The organism is Petropleomorpha daqingensis (genome assembly GCF_013408985.1).
Taxonomy (GTDB): domain Bacteria; phylum Actinomycetota; class Actinomycetes; order Mycobacteriales; family Geodermatophilaceae; genus Petropleomorpha; species Petropleomorpha daqingensis.
Map to the genome: position 1 here is coordinate 179,128 of NZ_JACBZT010000001.1, position 13,785 is coordinate 192,912.

Sequence of the window (13,785 nt, forward strand, 5' to 3'; positions counted from 1 at the left end):
CATGCACGGTCAGCGCGGGAGCCGTCAAGAGCAACCGCCGGAGATCGAGGAGCAGTCGCATGACATCGGTGGAGGCCGGTCCGGCGTATCCGATCGAGTCGGTGCGCAACGCGCTGCTGCTCCTGCTGCAGCTGCGCGACCGGCCGGTGCTGCGGGTCTCGGAGTGCGCCGCGGAGCTCGGCGTCGCCCGGTCGACCGCGCACCGGCTGCTCACGATGCTCGAGCACTACGGCTTCGTCCGCCGCGACCCGGCCAGCCGCTCCTACCGCGCCGGTGACGCGCTGCTGTCGATCGGCCTGGCCGCCATCAGCACGCTGGACATCCGCGACCGGGCCCGCCCGTTCCTGCACACCCTGCGCGACCAGCTCGGCGAGACGGTCAGCCTGGTGCTGCTCGAGGGCAGCGACGCGCGGTTCGTCGACGCGGCGGAGGCGACGCGGGCGCTGCGCGTGGGCGGCCTGGTCGGGCTGCGGCTGCCGGCGCACGCCACCTCGGCGGGCAAGGCCCTCCTGGCCGACCTGCCGGCCGAGCAGCTGGCGGCCCTCTACCCGGACGAGCTCCTCCCGGCCTCACCGGACGGCTCGCAGATGACCCGCACCGAGCTCGAGATGGCGCTGGCCGAGGTCCGGGAGTCCGGCTACGCGGTCGCCTACAACGAGAGCGACGTGGAGATCGGCGCGGTGGGGGTGTCCATCCCCGTCGGCCCCGACCACGTGCGCGCGGCGCTCGCGATCGCCGCTCCCGCCAGCCGCCTGACCCCCGAGCGCGTCGAGCAGTGGGCTCGCGCCGCGCACGACACGGCCCAGCGCATCGGCATGCGCTGAGCGAACACCCCGCTCGGCGCGTGCCGGGCGGCACGACCCGGAAGGGACCGATGGACGACTACCCCGCACTGGCCATGCACGTGGACGGCGAGTGGCTCGGCACCGAGGGCCGCCGCACGCACTCCGTGGTCAACCCGGCCACCGGCCAGGTGCTCGCGGAGCTGCCGCTCGCCGACGCCGCCGACCTGGACCGCGCCCTGGACGCCGCCGCGCGCGGGTTCACGACCTGGCGGCACACCCCCGCCGAGGACCGGGCGCGGGTCCTGAAGACGGCGGCGGCGCTGCTGCGCGAGCGGGCCGAGCACGTGGCCACCGTGGCGACCACCGAGCAGGGCAAGACGATCCACGAGACGCGGATCGAGGTGCACATGGCCGCCGGCGCCCTGGAGTGGGCCGGCGAGGAGGCCCGCCGGCTCTACGGGCGGGTGCTGGTGCGCCCGACCGGCATGCGCAGCATCGTGGTCAAGGAGCCGGTGGGGCCGGTGGCGGCGTTCGCGCCGTGGAACTTCCCGATCGGCAACCCGGGCCGCAAGCTGTCCGCCGCGCTCGGCGCCGGCTGCTCGGTGGTGCTCAAGCCGCCGGAGGAGGCGCCCGCGTCCGCCCTGGAGGTGCTCCGGGCGCTGCTGGACGCCGGGCTGCCGCCGGGCGTCGCGCAGGTCGTCTTCGGCGTCCCGGACGAGGTCAGCCGGCACCTGCTCGCGTCCCCGGTGATCCGGAAGATGTCGTTCACCGGGTCCACCGCCGTCGGCAAGCACCTGATGAAGCTGTGCGCTGACGGGATGAAGCGGACCACCCTGGAGCTGGGCGGGCACGCGCCGGTCGTCGTGTTCGACGACGTCGACGTGGACAAGGTCCTGGACGCCGTCGTCCCCGCGAAGTTCCGCAACGCCGGGCAGGTGTGCGTCTCGCCGACCCGCTTCTACGTCCAGCGGGGCATCTACGACGAGTTCGTCGAGGGCTTCACCCGGCGCGCGGCGCAGCTGCCGGTCGGCAACGGCCTGGACGAGGCCAACCGGATGGGCCCGATGGCCAATCCGCGCCGGGTCGAGGCGATGGGCCGGTTCATCGAGGACGCGGAGTCGCACGGCGCCAAGCGGACCACCGGCGGCGATCGCCTGGCGGCCGACGGGTTCTTCTGGGAGCCGACGGTGCTGGCCGACGTGCCGCTGAGTGCGCGGGTGATGAACGAGGAGCCGTTCGGCCCGCTGGCCCTCATGGCGCCGTTCGACACCTTCGACGACGCCGTCCAGAACGCCAACCGGCTCCCCTACGCCCTGGCCGCGTACGCCTACACCGACTCGGCCAAGCGCGCGATGCTGATCGGCGACGCCCTCGAGGCGGGCATGGTCGGCATCAACACCGAGCGGCTGGGTGCGGCCGACGCACCGTTCGGCGGGGTGAAGGAGAGCGGGCACGGCGCCGAGGACGGTCCCGAGGGCGTCGAGGCCTGCCTGGTCACCAAGGCCATCCACCAGTCCTGACGACGGCGAGGCGAGCCCCGTGACGGAGGAACCGTCGCGGGGCTCGCTGGCGTCTCCGGGCGCGTCGTGATTCCCTATCGCGGAACTTCGCCACAAGGGTTTCCGCAGAGCGAGCGAATCCCTAGTGTTCTGGGTGAACGAGGGCCGTGCGCACACCCGGACACCCGGAGCATGGGGCAGGCCGGCGGTTCCAACAGGGGAGGGCGAAGCAGACCATGAACGGCCGTCGTCAGGTCATCATCGTCGGAGGAGGGCCGGTCGGCGTCGCGCTGGCGATCGACCTGGCGCAGCGAGGCATCTCCTCGGCCCTCATCGAGCGGCGGACCGAGCTGTCCGGCATCCCGAAGGGCCAGAACCTGACCCAGCGGACCATGGAGCACTTCCGCTTCTGGGGCCTGGCCGAGCAGCTGCGGGCCGCCCGCACGATGCCGACGGGCCATCCGATCGGCACCGTCGTGGCCTACGGCGACCTCATGAGCGACTTCTGGCGCGCGCCCGCGGGCCGCGAGCAGGTGGCCGACTACTTCCTGGAGCGCAACGAGCGGCTCCCCCAGTACCGCACGGAGCAGGTCCTCCGCGGGCGCATGGCCGAGCTCGACGAGGTGGACACCTGGTTCGGCTGGACGGCCACCGCGGTCGAGCAGGACGACCGTCAGGTCCGGGTGACCGTCGAGAAGGACGGCGAGCAGCAGACGCTGGAGGCCGACTACGTCGTGGGCTGCGACGGCGGCCGGTCAATCGTCGCCCGCGGCATGGAGCGCTCCGGCACCGACTTCGACCAGGTCGTCGCGCTAGCGGTGTTCCGCTCCCCCGAGCTGCACCGGATCCTCGACCGGTTCCCGCCGCGGTCGACCTACCGCGTGATGGCGCCGTACCTCAAGGGGTACTGGGCCTTCCTCGGCAAGGTCGACTCCGAGGGCACCTTCTTCTTCCACGCGCCGCTGCCCGAGGGCAGCACGCCGGCCGACGTCGACGTCAAGCAGATGCTGCACCGGGCGGTCGGCACCGAGTTCCCCTACGACCTGGACCACCTCGGGTTCTGGGACCTCCGCGTGCAGGTGGCCCGCGAGTACCGCGCCGGACGGGCGTTCATCGCCGGCGACGCCGCGCACACGCACCCGCCCTACGGCGGGTTCGGCCTCAACAACGGGCTCGAGGACGCGGTGAACCTCAGCTGGAAGCTGGCGGCGGTGCTGCAGGGCTGGGGCGGCGAGGGCCTGCTCGCGTCCTACAGCCCCGAGCGCCAGGGCGTCTTCCGCGACATCGGGCAGGACATCATCGCAGCGACGATCGAGCGCGAGCGGGACTTCGTCGAGCGGTGGAGCCCGGAGCCGGACCGGGAGGCGTTCGAGGCGGCGTTCAGCGAGATCGCCAGCGTCGGCGGCGAGATCGCGGTGAAGGACTACGAGCCGCACTACGAGGGCTCCGCCGTCGTGGCCGGGCCGCCCGGCGCCGTCATCAGCGCGCACGGGTCGCACTCGTTCCGGGCGCGGGCCGGCCACCACCTGTCGCCCCAGCCGCTGTCGTCTGGGCAGAACGTCCTCGACGCGCTGGGTCTCGGGTACACCCTGCTGGCCTTCGACGCCGCCGAGTCCGACGTCGCTCTGCTGGAAGAGGCGGCCGCCGGCATCGGCATGCCGCTCACCGTCGTCGCCGACACCCTGGCCGAGGGACGCGAGGAGTACGGCGCGCGGCTCGTGCTGGTGCGACCCGACCAGCACGTCGCCTGGGCGGGCGACGAGACACCGGAGGACGCCGACCGGTTGATCGCGCTGATCGCCGGCCGGGCCGCTCAGGACCGAGCTACCGCCTGACGCTCTGGACCACCTCGGTCCACTCCTTGGTGATCGACTCGAGCCGGCTCATCGCGTCGTCGTAGAGCTTCGCGGGCTCGACCTCCGGCACCTCGTTGTCCGAGATCGCCTGTTCCGGCTCCTGCACGCTGTTGTCGCGCATCTCGTACGGCATCGGCTGATCGTCCCGCTCTGCCCCGAGATGCCTGCCCCTTGGCGATCGAACGACGGCGCATGTCGTGCCGTCCGGGCTCGTCGTCACGCGTCGAAGTGCTCGAACTGCGCCTCGCAGTCCTGGCACACGCGCTCGGTCCCGACGAACCACTCCGGCGGATGCACGCGGCGGCAGCTGCGGCACCAGCGGAACGACCGTCGCCGGCGCGAGGCGATCTCGTCGGCGGCCATGGCCACCATCTCGGGGCAGTGCAGCAGGTCCTCGCGACCGAACTGCTGACGGTCGGCGATGTGCAGGTCGAGCCGGTCCTCGTACCACCGGGTCAACGGGCGGGCGAGCACGAACCACGGGCCGGTGACGCCGATCGCCACCTGGGCCGGCTCGCCGCTGACGAACCACTCGACGCCGTCCTCGGCCGGCGAACCCTCGCGCCGCCAGCCGCTGCCCAGCGCGCGGACGACGTCGGCGAACCGGACACCGAGCAGGTCGGACAGCGCCTGCTCGTCAGCGGTCGGATCGCCGTCGCGACCCCATTCGAGACCGCAGCCCCGGCAGGAGAGCACGGGGCTCTCCCCCGGGACCATGCAGCCGCCGAGCGCGACCAGGCCGCGCTCGGCGAGCTGCATCGTCTCGAAGCCGGGCAGCCCCCAGATCAGCGGGACGGAGTCCTCCCGCCCGCACTCAGGACAGATGCGTCCGAGCTGGACGCCGAGCCTTCCGCTCATGCCACCCCCGTGATCCGCCCGTCCCGGTGACGAGCGGCGGGGAGACTGCCAGGAGGGTCCGACAGTTCTCAGTGGTGCCCGTGGCCGCCGGTCTCGCCGTCATCGGACTGCTCGGCGGTGGCGTCGTCGGAGCCGCTCTCGTCCTCCGACTCGGTGGCGTCCGAGTCGTCGCCGTGGTGGTGCGCGGCGTCGGAGACGGCCCGGCCGTGCTCGCGACCGGAGTCGAAGCTCTGGTGGGCGACCTCGGAGACGTCGCCGCCGTGGTTGTCCGGGTGGGTCGCCTCGGCGGTGGTCGGGTCGGCCACGACCGGGCTCTGCTCGGCGTCGTCGGACTCGGTCTGGGTCGCGTCGGTGTCCGAGGGGTCCGTGGTGACCTCGGTCTCGGCGGGGTCCGTGGACTCCTCAGGAACCTCGGAGGGCGCCGGAGAGGTCACCTCGATGTCGCTGCTGACGGTCGCGGTGTCCGGGGACGACGTGACTGCGAGTGCTGCCGTGCCACCGCCACCGACGACGGCCACCGCGACCGCGGCGGCCCCGATCTTGCCGACGACGGAGGCGGGGACCAGCTTCGCGAGGAAGGCGGACAGGAACGGGCTCACGATGACTCCTTGGACGCAACGAACTGTGTGCACCGAGAACATCGGCCCGGCCGGGACTCGTCTGGAGTCCTGGAAGCGAGATGCACCCGGTCGGATGTTGTTGCGTCCTGCCCGCACCCTTTTGGCGCCATCGAGCGATAGGCGGCGTTGTCAGTTGAGAACGATCTCGGTTCCGTCTGGTCGCCACGTTCGCCAGCGCCCGCCCGGATCTCGTTCGACCCGGAACCCATGGTGGACCTTCGTGTGGTGCCGTTCACACAGCAGCGCGGAGTTCTCCAGGGAGGTTGCGCCGCCCAAGATCCATTCGAGCAGATGATGAACGTCGCACCAGTAGTGCGGGGCCACACAGCCGGCGAACACGCAGTTCTTGTCCCGGTGCTCCACTGCCCGGCGCAGGTGCGGGGGCACGACGCGTTGGGTGCGCCCGACGTCCAGCGGGAGGCCGTCGGGATCGATCACGAGTCGGGTGATCTGCGCGTCGCAGGCCAACCCGCGGGCCGTCGCGGCCGACAGCAGGTCACCGAATCCGGTGGCCGCCGCGCCCATGTGGTGGTCCGGGTCGGCCAGGTCGTCGCCGTCGACGGTGATGACCACATGCGGCCTGACCGTGCGGTTGATCGGCAGCACACCCGAGGCCAGGGCGTTGTCGGTCAGCTGCACGAGCGAGTCGGCCAACTGCTGGGCGCGCGTGCGCGTGTCGCCCTTGCCGCGGCCGGCCTGCAGGATCGCTTCGAGTGCGGCTTGCAGCTTCTCGCCGCCGACCGCGTCGAGCTCGCCGCGGATGCCTAGTGCCCCGTCGGCGTGCTTGATCAGCGATAGCCGGCGGCCCTCGGTGGGGTCGGGTTCGGCTCCGTCGGGGTCTAGCGCCTGCCGGTAGTGCCGCACCACGGCCACGAGCTGCTCGTGCGACTGGGTGGTGGCGACGGTGGCCATCGCCTGGTCGACCGCGGCCAGGTCGACGTCCTGGGCGTCGGCTCTGGCCAGCTCCTCGGGTCGGGCGATCCAGGCGATCACCCCTGCCTGCGCCGCGGTCACGGCACCGTCGGCGAACGCTGCTGCCACCGCGGGCAGCTGCTCCATCGCCCGCCCGGTGGCCACCAGCTCCGCCGCGGCGTGCGCTGAGAACCGCGCGTGCCCGCGCAGCCACGAGGCCATGGTCTTCTTGCCGTCGAACTCGGGCGCACCGGCGACCTCGCACTGCCGCACCGTGCGGGCCACCTCGGCGGCGAGCCGGTTCTCAGCCTTCAGCAGTTCACCCAGCCGCTCCAGCAGCTGCGGGCCGAACATCGCGGGCAGGTCGTCGACGGCGAGGGCATCGAGGGTCGAGGCCAGCTCTCCCACGACCCACCTCCGATCCCATCGACCCGTACAGGTGTTCGAATGCTACCGCGTCCGAGACTTCAGCAACACCTGAATCCCCAGGTCAGAGCCCTGTCCACAGATCTGCGGGAGGCATTGACACAGCACCGGGTCAGTCGAACCAGAGACGCCAGAGCGTATCCCGCACGAGGAGCCGGCTCATCGACTCCAGGGTCGCGTCCCGCGGTGGATCCGGCATGAGCGCCTCTGGCTGCCAGAGCGCATCCGGGCACAGCGCGGCGACCTCGGCGGCGACCCGCAGCGCGTCGTCGTCCGTCTCCGGCGGCCGGGTCACCAGCAGCGTGATGGTGGCGAACCCGAGGCCGACCACGATCGCGCCGAATCGGTCCTCCCAGGACCGGAGCACCGCGGAGACCTCCGCCGCCCGTTGCCACTTGTTGATCGCGCCCTCCCAGCCCACGACGCCGATGGCATCGGCCGGGCGTCGGCAGCTCACGAGCCCGATCCGCGAGCTGCCCGTCGCCGGCGCGAAGGTCTCCACCGGTGGTCCCTGCTGCATCGGCGCGAGACCGGGGAACGTGGGGTGAAAAGGCGCGAGCGGTCCGGTGCCGGGTGCCCACGGGTCGTTGATCGGCACCAGACTGTCGTGCCAGCTCTCCTCGAGCACCTGGCGGACGTCGACCGCCGCGATCTCCTCCTCGGACGCGGGCTGGAATTCGCCGTTGTCCCATGGCCGGCCGGAACCGTCGTACAAGCCCTGCACCAGGAGCGGCCACAGGCCGGTCCGCGGAAATTGATCCGCCAGCACCGACCAGACCGAGGTCGCGTCGGGCATCGCTGCATCGGTCACCCACAGGACGGCGGGAGACCGCTCGCCGTCGTGCCCGCGGGCGACGACCGGCCGCCCGGCAGCGAGCGCCACCAATCCGAGCTGGACCGCGCCGGCGGGAGGCACACGTCCGGCGTGCTCGGCCCGTGGCGGCTCGGTGGGTAGGGCGATCTCGTTGCGGGCCGGCCAATCGCTCCAGGAGCCCGACGGCGGAGAGAACCAGCGAACGCTCACCGACGCAGGCTGTCACCTACCGACCGCGGCCCCTGCCGTTGTCCACAGACCCTGTCGCCGGCGGTTGCTACCGCGAGAGGTCAGCGGGCCTCGGTGTCCCAGGGAGCCGGGGGCGCCGGCCGCTCCGACCGGAAGCCGGGGTCGAAGCGCTGGGTCGAGTCCAGCTCGGCGTCGTCCTCAGCCGCGTGCCGCGCGATCCGCGGCATCCGGAATTCGGCCGTCTCATCCAGCAGGTGCTTGCCCACGCGTGCCGTCCCTCCCTGGTCGGTTTCGGCCAGCGTACGGACAGAGATCCGGCTGCCGCCGGACCCGAATAGGAAAGCCCAGGTGACCGGTAACCGGTGGGACGAGTGTGACCCGATCGCTCACGCGCGAGTCGCTGCGAGGGCGCCCGTCACGCTGCTGCCGATCCGACCAGACGTCGCACGACGGCCTCACCACCGACGCGGCGGATCACCTCGAGATCGCCGCAAACGACGAGCAGGTCGCGGGCACGGGACAGGCCGACGTAGAGCATCTCCTTCGCCCGTTCCTCGTCACGGAAGCCGTTGACGGCCAGGACGACGGCCGGCCGCTCGAGGCCCTTGAACCCCAGCACGTGGCCGTAGAAGAGGTCGTCGTCGTCCCAGAACGAGGCCCAGTACGCCTCTTGGCCGGCCTGCTGCCGAGACGACTGCTCGGGGTGGCGGCTGCCCGTGGTGAGAAGGGCGACGGCGTCGGGCGGCCATCCCTCGTCGAGCAGCGCAACGGCCTCGTCGTCGGCGACACCCACCGCGTCCTGCGTCGAGCACTGGACGAACCGCACGGGAACCCCGTTGCCGCCGCGCATCCTCATCTGCGACGGCGCGAGGCTGCTGAAGGTGCCGGCGATCTGCTTGGTGTTCCGCAGGTTCTCGTCGAGGTCGATGGCCACGAGGTCCACGGTGGGACGCCCCTGCCGGGCGAACACGCGCTGCCCCTCGTCGGCGAAGACGTACAGAGAGTCCTCGTCAGGGTTCCGGAGCGCGGCCAGGACGGCGGGCCACCAGCTCTCGGCGAAGTCCTGCGCCTCGTCGATGACGACGGCGTCGAACCGCTCGGACAGAGGAAGAGCAGCCGCCAGCGAGACCATCTCGGTCGGGAGGAAGTTCTCCCAGTAGTCGCTGTCGTCGTCGCTTCCGGGCAGCACACCCCAGCCGATGCCCAGGTTGTGGAACGTGCCGACGTACGCCGGTCGCTGCGCCGGTGGAAGCTGCTGCACCCGCCGGGAGAGGAACTCGGCGAGGCCGCGGGAGTAGCACATGAGGGCGACCCGCTTGCCTTCGGCGGCGAGGCGTCGGGCCTTCTCGATCGCCAACCAGGTCTTGCCGGAGCCGGCGCCGCCGCGGATCTCCACTCGGTGCTGGTTGCGCAGCAGGTCCAGCACCTTGGCCTGGTCCTTGGTGAGCGCCTCGCACGTGAGCTCACGCTCGGCCAGCCCGGACACCAGGTCCCGCTGCGGGATGAGCTGCCCGGCGAGGCAGTCGACGAGCAGGTCGACGTCCTCCTGCGTCGGCGGATCCGGCTGGTCGTCGACCGCGCGCAGCACGGCGGCGATGCGCCCGGCGGACTCGTGCATGTCGGTCTTGTCGAGGACCAGCCAGCGCGGCGCGTCGGGGGCGGTGAAGCCCTCGGGCAGGACGGTGGTGGGCAGCGCGACGAAGTGCTCGGACCGGAGGGGGCCGCGCGACCAGCGCGGGTGCTGAGCCAGGTAGTTGCGCAGCATGTACTTGCAGAGCCGCGCCTGCTTCACCGGGTCGATCGACTTGCTCTTGGCGCCGGTCTGCCACCACCGTCCGTCGCGCAGCGAGACGCTGCCGCCCTTGACCTCGACGACGGCGACGCCGACACCGGGCCAAGCCAGGATGACGTCGGCCTCCCGGTCGCCCCTCCAGTCGGTGAACCGCTGGTTCACGAAGAGGACGGCGTCGTCGGGCAGCTGGTGGCGCAGCGCCTCGACGACGGCGCGCTCAGCGGCAGCCTCGAACTCCGGCTCTTCCGGGTACAGCCGCGCGGTCACGTTCTCCCCGTCCTCCAGCACAGCGATGGGCCTCGTTGCTCCGCCGCCGCGCGATGACGATCGCAGATGGCAGTGACGAGGTGCCAGGTCAGTCCCCCGGCCGGGCGGCTGAGCTCACGATGCGCTGATCAGGACCGATAACGGTTGCGCAGCTCGTCGACGTAGTGGTCGGTGACCGGCACCGGGATGCCGTGCCGCCCGGCCGCGCGCACGACCGCTCCCCCGATGGCGTCGAGCTCCAATCGGTTGTCGGCCTCGGCGTCACGCTGCATCGAGGAGCGCATGCCGGCCGGGATGCCGTCGAAGAAGGCGACGACGTCGTCCGCCTCGACCGTGGCGCCTTGGGCCTGGGCGACTGCGGCGATCTCGCCGACCATGGCGACGAGGTCGTCCCGCCGGTGCTCGCGGACCTCGCCGGCCGTCTGCTGCGCTGAGGTTGTGAGCAGAGCCAGCGCGGTCAGGAAGGTCAGCTTGCTCCACATGACCGTGGCCGCGTCGTCGCTGACCTTGACCGCCACACCGGCCTTTTCGAGGTCGGCGCCGAACCGGCGGACCGCAGCGGACGTGCCGCCGTCCTCGGCCAGTTCGACGGCGAGAAACGGGCTGCCGTGGTGGACGACGCCCGGCGCGATGCGCGTCGACTCGACGCGCACGGTGGCGGGCACGACGGTGGCGTCGGGGTAGCGCGGGCGCAGGAGGTCGACGTGCTCGACGCCGTTCAGCAGCGGCACAACCAGCGCACTCCCGACGACGTCGGCCGGCAGCCGGTCGAGGGCCTCGTCCAGCTGGGTGGCCTTGACCGCCACCAGGACGACGTCGACCGGGTCGGCGAGCCGCTCGACGGCACGGACCGGCACGGTGAAGTCGCCGAACTCGCCACTCTCGACGCGGATGCCCTGCTCATCCAGCACCGCGACGGTCGACGGACCGGCCACGCAGGTGACCATCGCGCCTGACCGGGCGAGCAGTGCGCCCAGCAACCCGCCGACGCCTCCCGGGCCGAGCACCGCGACGTTGTCCATGAAGCACCTCCGGGCACTGTTCTGTCATGCCGTCCGGGGACAGGCCCATCCTGCTGCTCGACGTGGACGGCGTGCTGAACGCGTTGAAGCGCACGCTGCCGGAGGGCTGGAAGCAGGGCACGTTCCACGGCTTCGTGCTGTCGTGGGACCCCACGATCACCGCACGGCTGCGCCGGCTGCACGAGTCGGGTCGAGTGGAGATCCAGTGGCTCACCACCTGGACGACGGACGCCGACCAGCTGCTCGCCGAGCCGATGGGCCTGCCACGCGGGCTGAAGGTGCACGATCGCGAGGAGGTAGCGCCGACCGGCTACTCCTGGACGGCCGGCGGCTTGTCGGGCTGGTGGAAGCTCGCCGCGGCCATTGCGGTGGTCGAGGCGGACCCGGACCGCCGCATCATCTGGATCGACGACGACCTCGCGGAGCAAGGCGAGGACACCGACGAGTGGCTCGCCGCCAATCCGCACGTCCTGGTGATCGCGCCCGACCTGCTCGAGGGCCTCACCCACGAGCAACTCGATTCGATCGAGGCGTGGCTTTAGGTCTCGCGGATCGCCTGATCGGGTTAGGGCGCGTCCGCTGAAACTGTCGCCACCACTCGGTAGAAAGAGAGTGACGACGCCGAGCGAAGGAGCCCGATGGCCACGACTGCACCCACCCTCGAAGCTCGCACCGCTCTTGGCGCCGGAGCGCTCGGCAAGCGCTTCGCCGATGCACTGGACTTCGCCTTCGAGCGCCACCGCTTACAGGTCCGCAAGGGATCGCGGGTGCCGTACCTCTCGCGCCTGATGAGCGTTTGCGCGCTCGCGATCGAAAACGGTGGCCGCGAGAACCAGGCGATCGCCGCCCTGCTGCACGATGCGGTGGAGGACGCCGCCACGGGCCAGGGCCGGACGTTCTGCGCGCGATCGGCGACGTGTTCGGCGGCGACGTCCGCGCGATGGTCGAGGCGTGCAGCGACTCGCTGAACGGCGAGGGCGGCAAGCGGCCGTGGCGGGAGCGCAAGCTGGAGTACGTCGTCGGGCTGCGGGATCCGGCGAAGAAGTCGGACGACGCACTACTGGTGACTGCGGCCGACAAGGTCCACAACGCACGGTCGATCGCCAGGGACCTGCGCACGTACGGGTCGGCGTTCTGGGGCACCTTCAGCGCCTGCGAGCACGACCTGCTCTGGTACTACACGGCGGTCGAGGCGGCGATCGCCGAGCGACTTGGCGCCCACGAGATCGTCGACGCGCCGCACCGAGCGGTGGACGAGCTCATCGCCGCCAGCGGGACGGATCGGGCGTCGATCGTGGACGAGCCGTCCCAGGGCGGCTGCGCGAGGCACGGGGTCAGACGCCTGAGCGCGAAGACGTCCGCTCGTACAGCATCGCTGGGCGTCCGACGGCGCGCTGCATCCTGCCGGTGTCGCGCAGCTGCGGCTCCATGAGCCGGCGGAAGGCATCGGGCTTGAGCTCTTCGCCCGCCACCGCGGAATGAAGCAGCCGGAGCTCCCGCATCGTGAACGGGTCGGCAAGCAGACCCTCGGGATCCGGCCGCCGGCGGTACCGCGCCCGGATCCTACCCACCGCCCGCCGCACGATGCTGTCGTGGTCGAAGGGCAGGCCGGTGGCCTCGGCGACCGGCCGCAGCACGTCATCCTGAAGATCGGCGAGGACCGGCTCGATCGTCGTCCACGGAAGCACGACGACGTGGGCGACGGAGAGGACCCAGCCGCGCTCGTCGCGCTTCGGGTCGTCGAAGACGTGCAGTTGCCGAGGCCGGGTGCCGCGCAGGCCGGCCTTCTCGTCGAGCGACCGGAGCACGGCGTCCCTCAACCGCTCCCCCGGGTGCAGGAACGTGCCGGGCAGCCCCCAGGCCGGACCACTGCCCGGGTCGTCGCGCTGGACCAGCAGGACATCGAGCGTGCCGGTCGGCCCGACGGTGAGGACGGCGGTGTCAACCGCAACCGACGGACGGGGATAGTCCTCGGGAGTCTTCCCCGAGGAGTCGCGGTACATGACCTCCTACTTTACGAAGTTCCCGCCTAACCCGCCTTCGCGCGACCCAGCGCTAATCAGTCCATAAGACGCGGCGTGGCGACATCGATCACTGCTGGCTGAGGTAGGACCGGGTCGTGGGCGCCACGGTCTGCGAGCCACTGCACGAGCCTCCGGCTGAGCTTCACACGATCCTCGTCGCCACACAGCAACCAGAAGTAGCCCCGGCGAATCCCGTGCTGGCCCTCCCCCGGTACCCGGCTCAGGGCGCGGTCGATCGGCGACAGCAGTTCAGGGGTGTCCAGCATGCGCCGTGCATCGTCGAGCTCGTGGACGCCATGGTCGACGAGGATGCGGGCATATCGGAGGGCAGCCTCTGCCTTGCTCACACCATTGCGGGTCGAGGTGCGCTGTCGGTTCGCCGCCGCCATGAGCGCGGTCTCGTCCGGGAACCGAGAGAGCAGGCGGGGCAACGGGTGGCCGTCACCGTTCGCCCTAGCAGCAGCGGTTAGTGGTGCGCTCGCGGCCGGTTCGAGAACACGACGCACCAGCGGCACGACAACGCCGCCGTGGTCCGCGCCGACGCTCCACAGCGCGTCGAGGAGGCACGCCGACAGGCTGGTCCACCGCATAACCCGCAGCGGCGTAGCGAGCGCCACTTGGCGAGGCGTGGGTCCGTTCGGCTCCCCGTGAGCCATCGCCAGCGTCATGCCTGTCACTCATGCCCCTCGTTCGAGCCGCTCGCCTACGCCCACTGAAGTGG

General features: G+C 71.5%; 16 protein-coding genes. 6 read left to right on the forward strand and 10 right to left on the reverse strand.

Annotation, left to right across the window (positions count from 1 at the left end; genetic code table 11):
• The first annotated feature begins 59 nt into the window (after positions 1-59).
• The 3 genes from GGQ55_RS00895 (at position 60) to GGQ55_RS00905 (ending at position 4,119) form a co-directional block, all read left to right on the forward strand.
• Positions 60-824 (forward strand): IclR family transcriptional regulator, encoded by a 765-nt coding sequence (locus GGQ55_RS00895; RefSeq protein ID WP_179714687.1) that lies wholly within the window; start codon positions 60-62, stop codon positions 822-824.
• 50 nt (positions 825-874) lie between these two features.
• Positions 875-2,305, forward strand: coding sequence for an NAD-dependent succinate-semialdehyde dehydrogenase (locus GGQ55_RS00900; protein WP_179714688.1), 1,431 nt, complete (start codon positions 875-877; stop codon positions 2,303-2,305).
• 215 nt (positions 2,306-2,520) lie between these two features.
• Positions 2,521-4,119: an FAD-dependent monooxygenase gene (locus tag GGQ55_RS00905; protein ID WP_179714689.1), complete on the forward strand. Its 1,599-nt coding sequence runs from the start codon at positions 2,521-2,523 to the stop codon at positions 4,117-4,119.
• On the opposite strand, the gene GGQ55_RS00910 is transcribed toward GGQ55_RS00905, so the two are convergent.
• The 8 genes from GGQ55_RS00910 to GGQ55_RS00945 all read right to left on the reverse strand — a co-directional run bounded on the left by GGQ55_RS00910 (position 4,109) and on the right by GGQ55_RS00945 (position 11,040).
• Positions 4,109-4,273 (reverse strand): hypothetical protein, encoded by a 165-nt coding sequence (locus GGQ55_RS00910; protein WP_179714690.1) that lies wholly within the window; start codon positions 4,271-4,273, stop codon positions 4,109-4,111. The two genes, GGQ55_RS00905 and GGQ55_RS00910, sit on opposite strands and share 11 nt — an antisense overlap.
• Positions 4,274-4,356: 83 nt before the next feature.
• Positions 4,357-4,998, reverse strand: a complete 642-nt coding sequence (locus GGQ55_RS00915; protein WP_179714691.1) for a hypothetical protein — start codon at positions 4,996-4,998, stop codon at positions 4,357-4,359.
• A gap of 68 nt (positions 4,999-5,066) precedes the next feature.
• Positions 5,067-5,597 (reverse strand): hypothetical protein, encoded by a 531-nt coding sequence (locus tag GGQ55_RS00920; RefSeq protein ID WP_179714692.1) that lies wholly within the window; start codon positions 5,595-5,597, stop codon positions 5,067-5,069.
• Positions 5,598-5,747: 150 nt separating this feature from the next.
• Positions 5,748-6,938 (reverse strand): HNH endonuclease signature motif containing protein, encoded by a 1,191-nt coding sequence (locus GGQ55_RS00925; RefSeq protein WP_179714693.1) that lies wholly within the window; start codon positions 6,936-6,938, stop codon positions 5,748-5,750.
• 130 nt (positions 6,939-7,068) lie between these two features.
• Positions 7,069-7,839: a DUF4253 domain-containing protein gene (locus GGQ55_RS28140; RefSeq protein WP_179714694.1), complete on the reverse strand. Its 771-nt coding sequence runs from the start codon at positions 7,837-7,839 to the stop codon at positions 7,069-7,071.
• A gap of 221 nt (positions 7,840-8,060) precedes the next feature.
• Positions 8,061-8,225: a hypothetical protein gene (locus GGQ55_RS00935; RefSeq protein ID WP_179714695.1), complete on the reverse strand. Its 165-nt coding sequence runs from the start codon at positions 8,223-8,225 to the stop codon at positions 8,061-8,063.
• Between the two features lie 149 nt (positions 8,226-8,374).
• Positions 8,375-10,018, reverse strand: coding sequence for a nuclease-related domain-containing DEAD/DEAH box helicase (locus GGQ55_RS00940; RefSeq protein ID WP_179714696.1), 1,644 nt, complete (start codon positions 10,016-10,018; stop codon positions 8,375-8,377).
• A gap of 128 nt (positions 10,019-10,146) precedes the next feature.
• Positions 10,147-11,040 (reverse strand): ketopantoate reductase family protein, encoded by an 894-nt coding sequence (locus tag GGQ55_RS00945; RefSeq protein WP_179714697.1) that lies wholly within the window; start codon positions 11,038-11,040, stop codon positions 10,147-10,149.
• Between the two features lie 26 nt (positions 11,041-11,066).
• On the opposite strand from GGQ55_RS00945, the gene GGQ55_RS00950 reads away from it, so the two are divergent.
• From GGQ55_RS00950 to GGQ55_RS00960, 3 genes are all read left to right on the forward strand, one after another.
• Positions 11,067-11,582 carry an HAD domain-containing protein gene (locus GGQ55_RS00950; RefSeq protein ID WP_179714698.1) on the forward strand — a complete coding sequence of 172 codons (516 nt, stop codon included), beginning with the start codon at positions 11,067-11,069 and terminating at the stop codon, positions 11,580-11,582.
• Positions 11,583-11,678: 96 nt separating this feature from the next.
• Positions 11,679-12,008 carry an HD domain-containing protein gene (locus GGQ55_RS00955; protein ID WP_179714699.1) on the forward strand — a complete coding sequence of 110 codons (330 nt, stop codon included), beginning with the start codon at positions 11,679-11,681 and terminating at the stop codon, positions 12,006-12,008.
• The gene (locus GGQ55_RS00960) at positions 11,957-12,472 is read left to right on the forward strand and encodes an HD domain-containing protein (protein ID WP_179714700.1); all 516 of its coding nucleotides are present in this window, start codon (positions 11,957-11,959) and stop codon (positions 12,470-12,472) included. The genes GGQ55_RS00955 and GGQ55_RS00960 overlap by 52 nt, the downstream gene beginning before the upstream one ends.
• Here the strand turns inward: GGQ55_RS00960 and GGQ55_RS00965 are convergent.
• Together GGQ55_RS00965 and GGQ55_RS00970 are read right to left on the reverse strand one after the other, a co-directional pair.
• Positions 12,375-13,043 carry an NrtR DNA-binding winged helix domain-containing protein gene (locus tag GGQ55_RS00965; RefSeq protein ID WP_179714701.1) on the reverse strand — a complete coding sequence of 223 codons (669 nt, stop codon included), beginning with the start codon at positions 13,041-13,043 and terminating at the stop codon, positions 12,375-12,377. The two genes, GGQ55_RS00960 and GGQ55_RS00965, sit on opposite strands and share 98 nt — an antisense overlap.
• Before the next feature lie 56 nt (positions 13,044-13,099).
• On the reverse strand, positions 13,100-13,732 hold the full coding sequence (locus tag GGQ55_RS00970; RefSeq protein ID WP_179714702.1) for a DUF8548 family protein: 633 nt from the start codon (positions 13,730-13,732) through the stop codon (positions 13,100-13,102).
• Positions 13,733-13,785 lie beyond the last annotated feature (53 nt).

Bases quoted from the DNA above. Each gene is read 5' to 3' on its own strand.
- GGQ55_RS00895 (WP_179714687.1), top strand. From the start codon at position 60: ATGACATCGGTGGAGGCCGGTCCGGCGTATCCGATCGAGTCGGTGCGC.
- GGQ55_RS00900 (WP_179714688.1), top strand. From the start codon at position 875: ATGGACGACTACCCCGCACTGGCCATGCACGTGGACGGCGAGTGGCTC.
- GGQ55_RS00905 (WP_179714689.1), top strand. From the start codon at position 2,521: ATGAACGGCCGTCGTCAGGTCATCATCGTCGGAGGAGGGCCGGTCGGC.
- GGQ55_RS00910 (WP_179714690.1), bottom strand. From the start codon at position 4,273: ATGCCGTACGAGATGCGCGACAACAGCGTGCAGGAGCCGGAACAGGCG.
- GGQ55_RS00915 (WP_179714691.1), bottom strand. From the start codon at position 4,998: ATGAGCGGAAGGCTCGGCGTCCAGCTCGGACGCATCTGTCCTGAGTGC.
- GGQ55_RS00945 (WP_179714697.1), bottom strand. From the start codon at position 11,040: ATGGACAACGTCGCGGTGCTCGGCCCGGGAGGCGTCGGCGGGTTGCTG.
- GGQ55_RS00950 (WP_179714698.1), top strand. From the start codon at position 11,067: ATGCCGTCCGGGGACAGGCCCATCCTGCTGCTCGACGTGGACGGCGTG.
- GGQ55_RS00955 (WP_179714699.1), top strand. From the start codon at position 11,679: ATGGCCACGACTGCACCCACCCTCGAAGCTCGCACCGCTCTTGGCGCC.
- GGQ55_RS00965 (WP_179714701.1), bottom strand. From the start codon at position 13,043: ATGTACCGCGACTCCTCGGGGAAGACTCCCGAGGACTATCCCCGTCCG.
- GGQ55_RS00970 (WP_179714702.1), bottom strand. From the start codon at position 13,732: ATGACGCTGGCGATGGCTCACGGGGAGCCGAACGGACCCACGCCTCGC.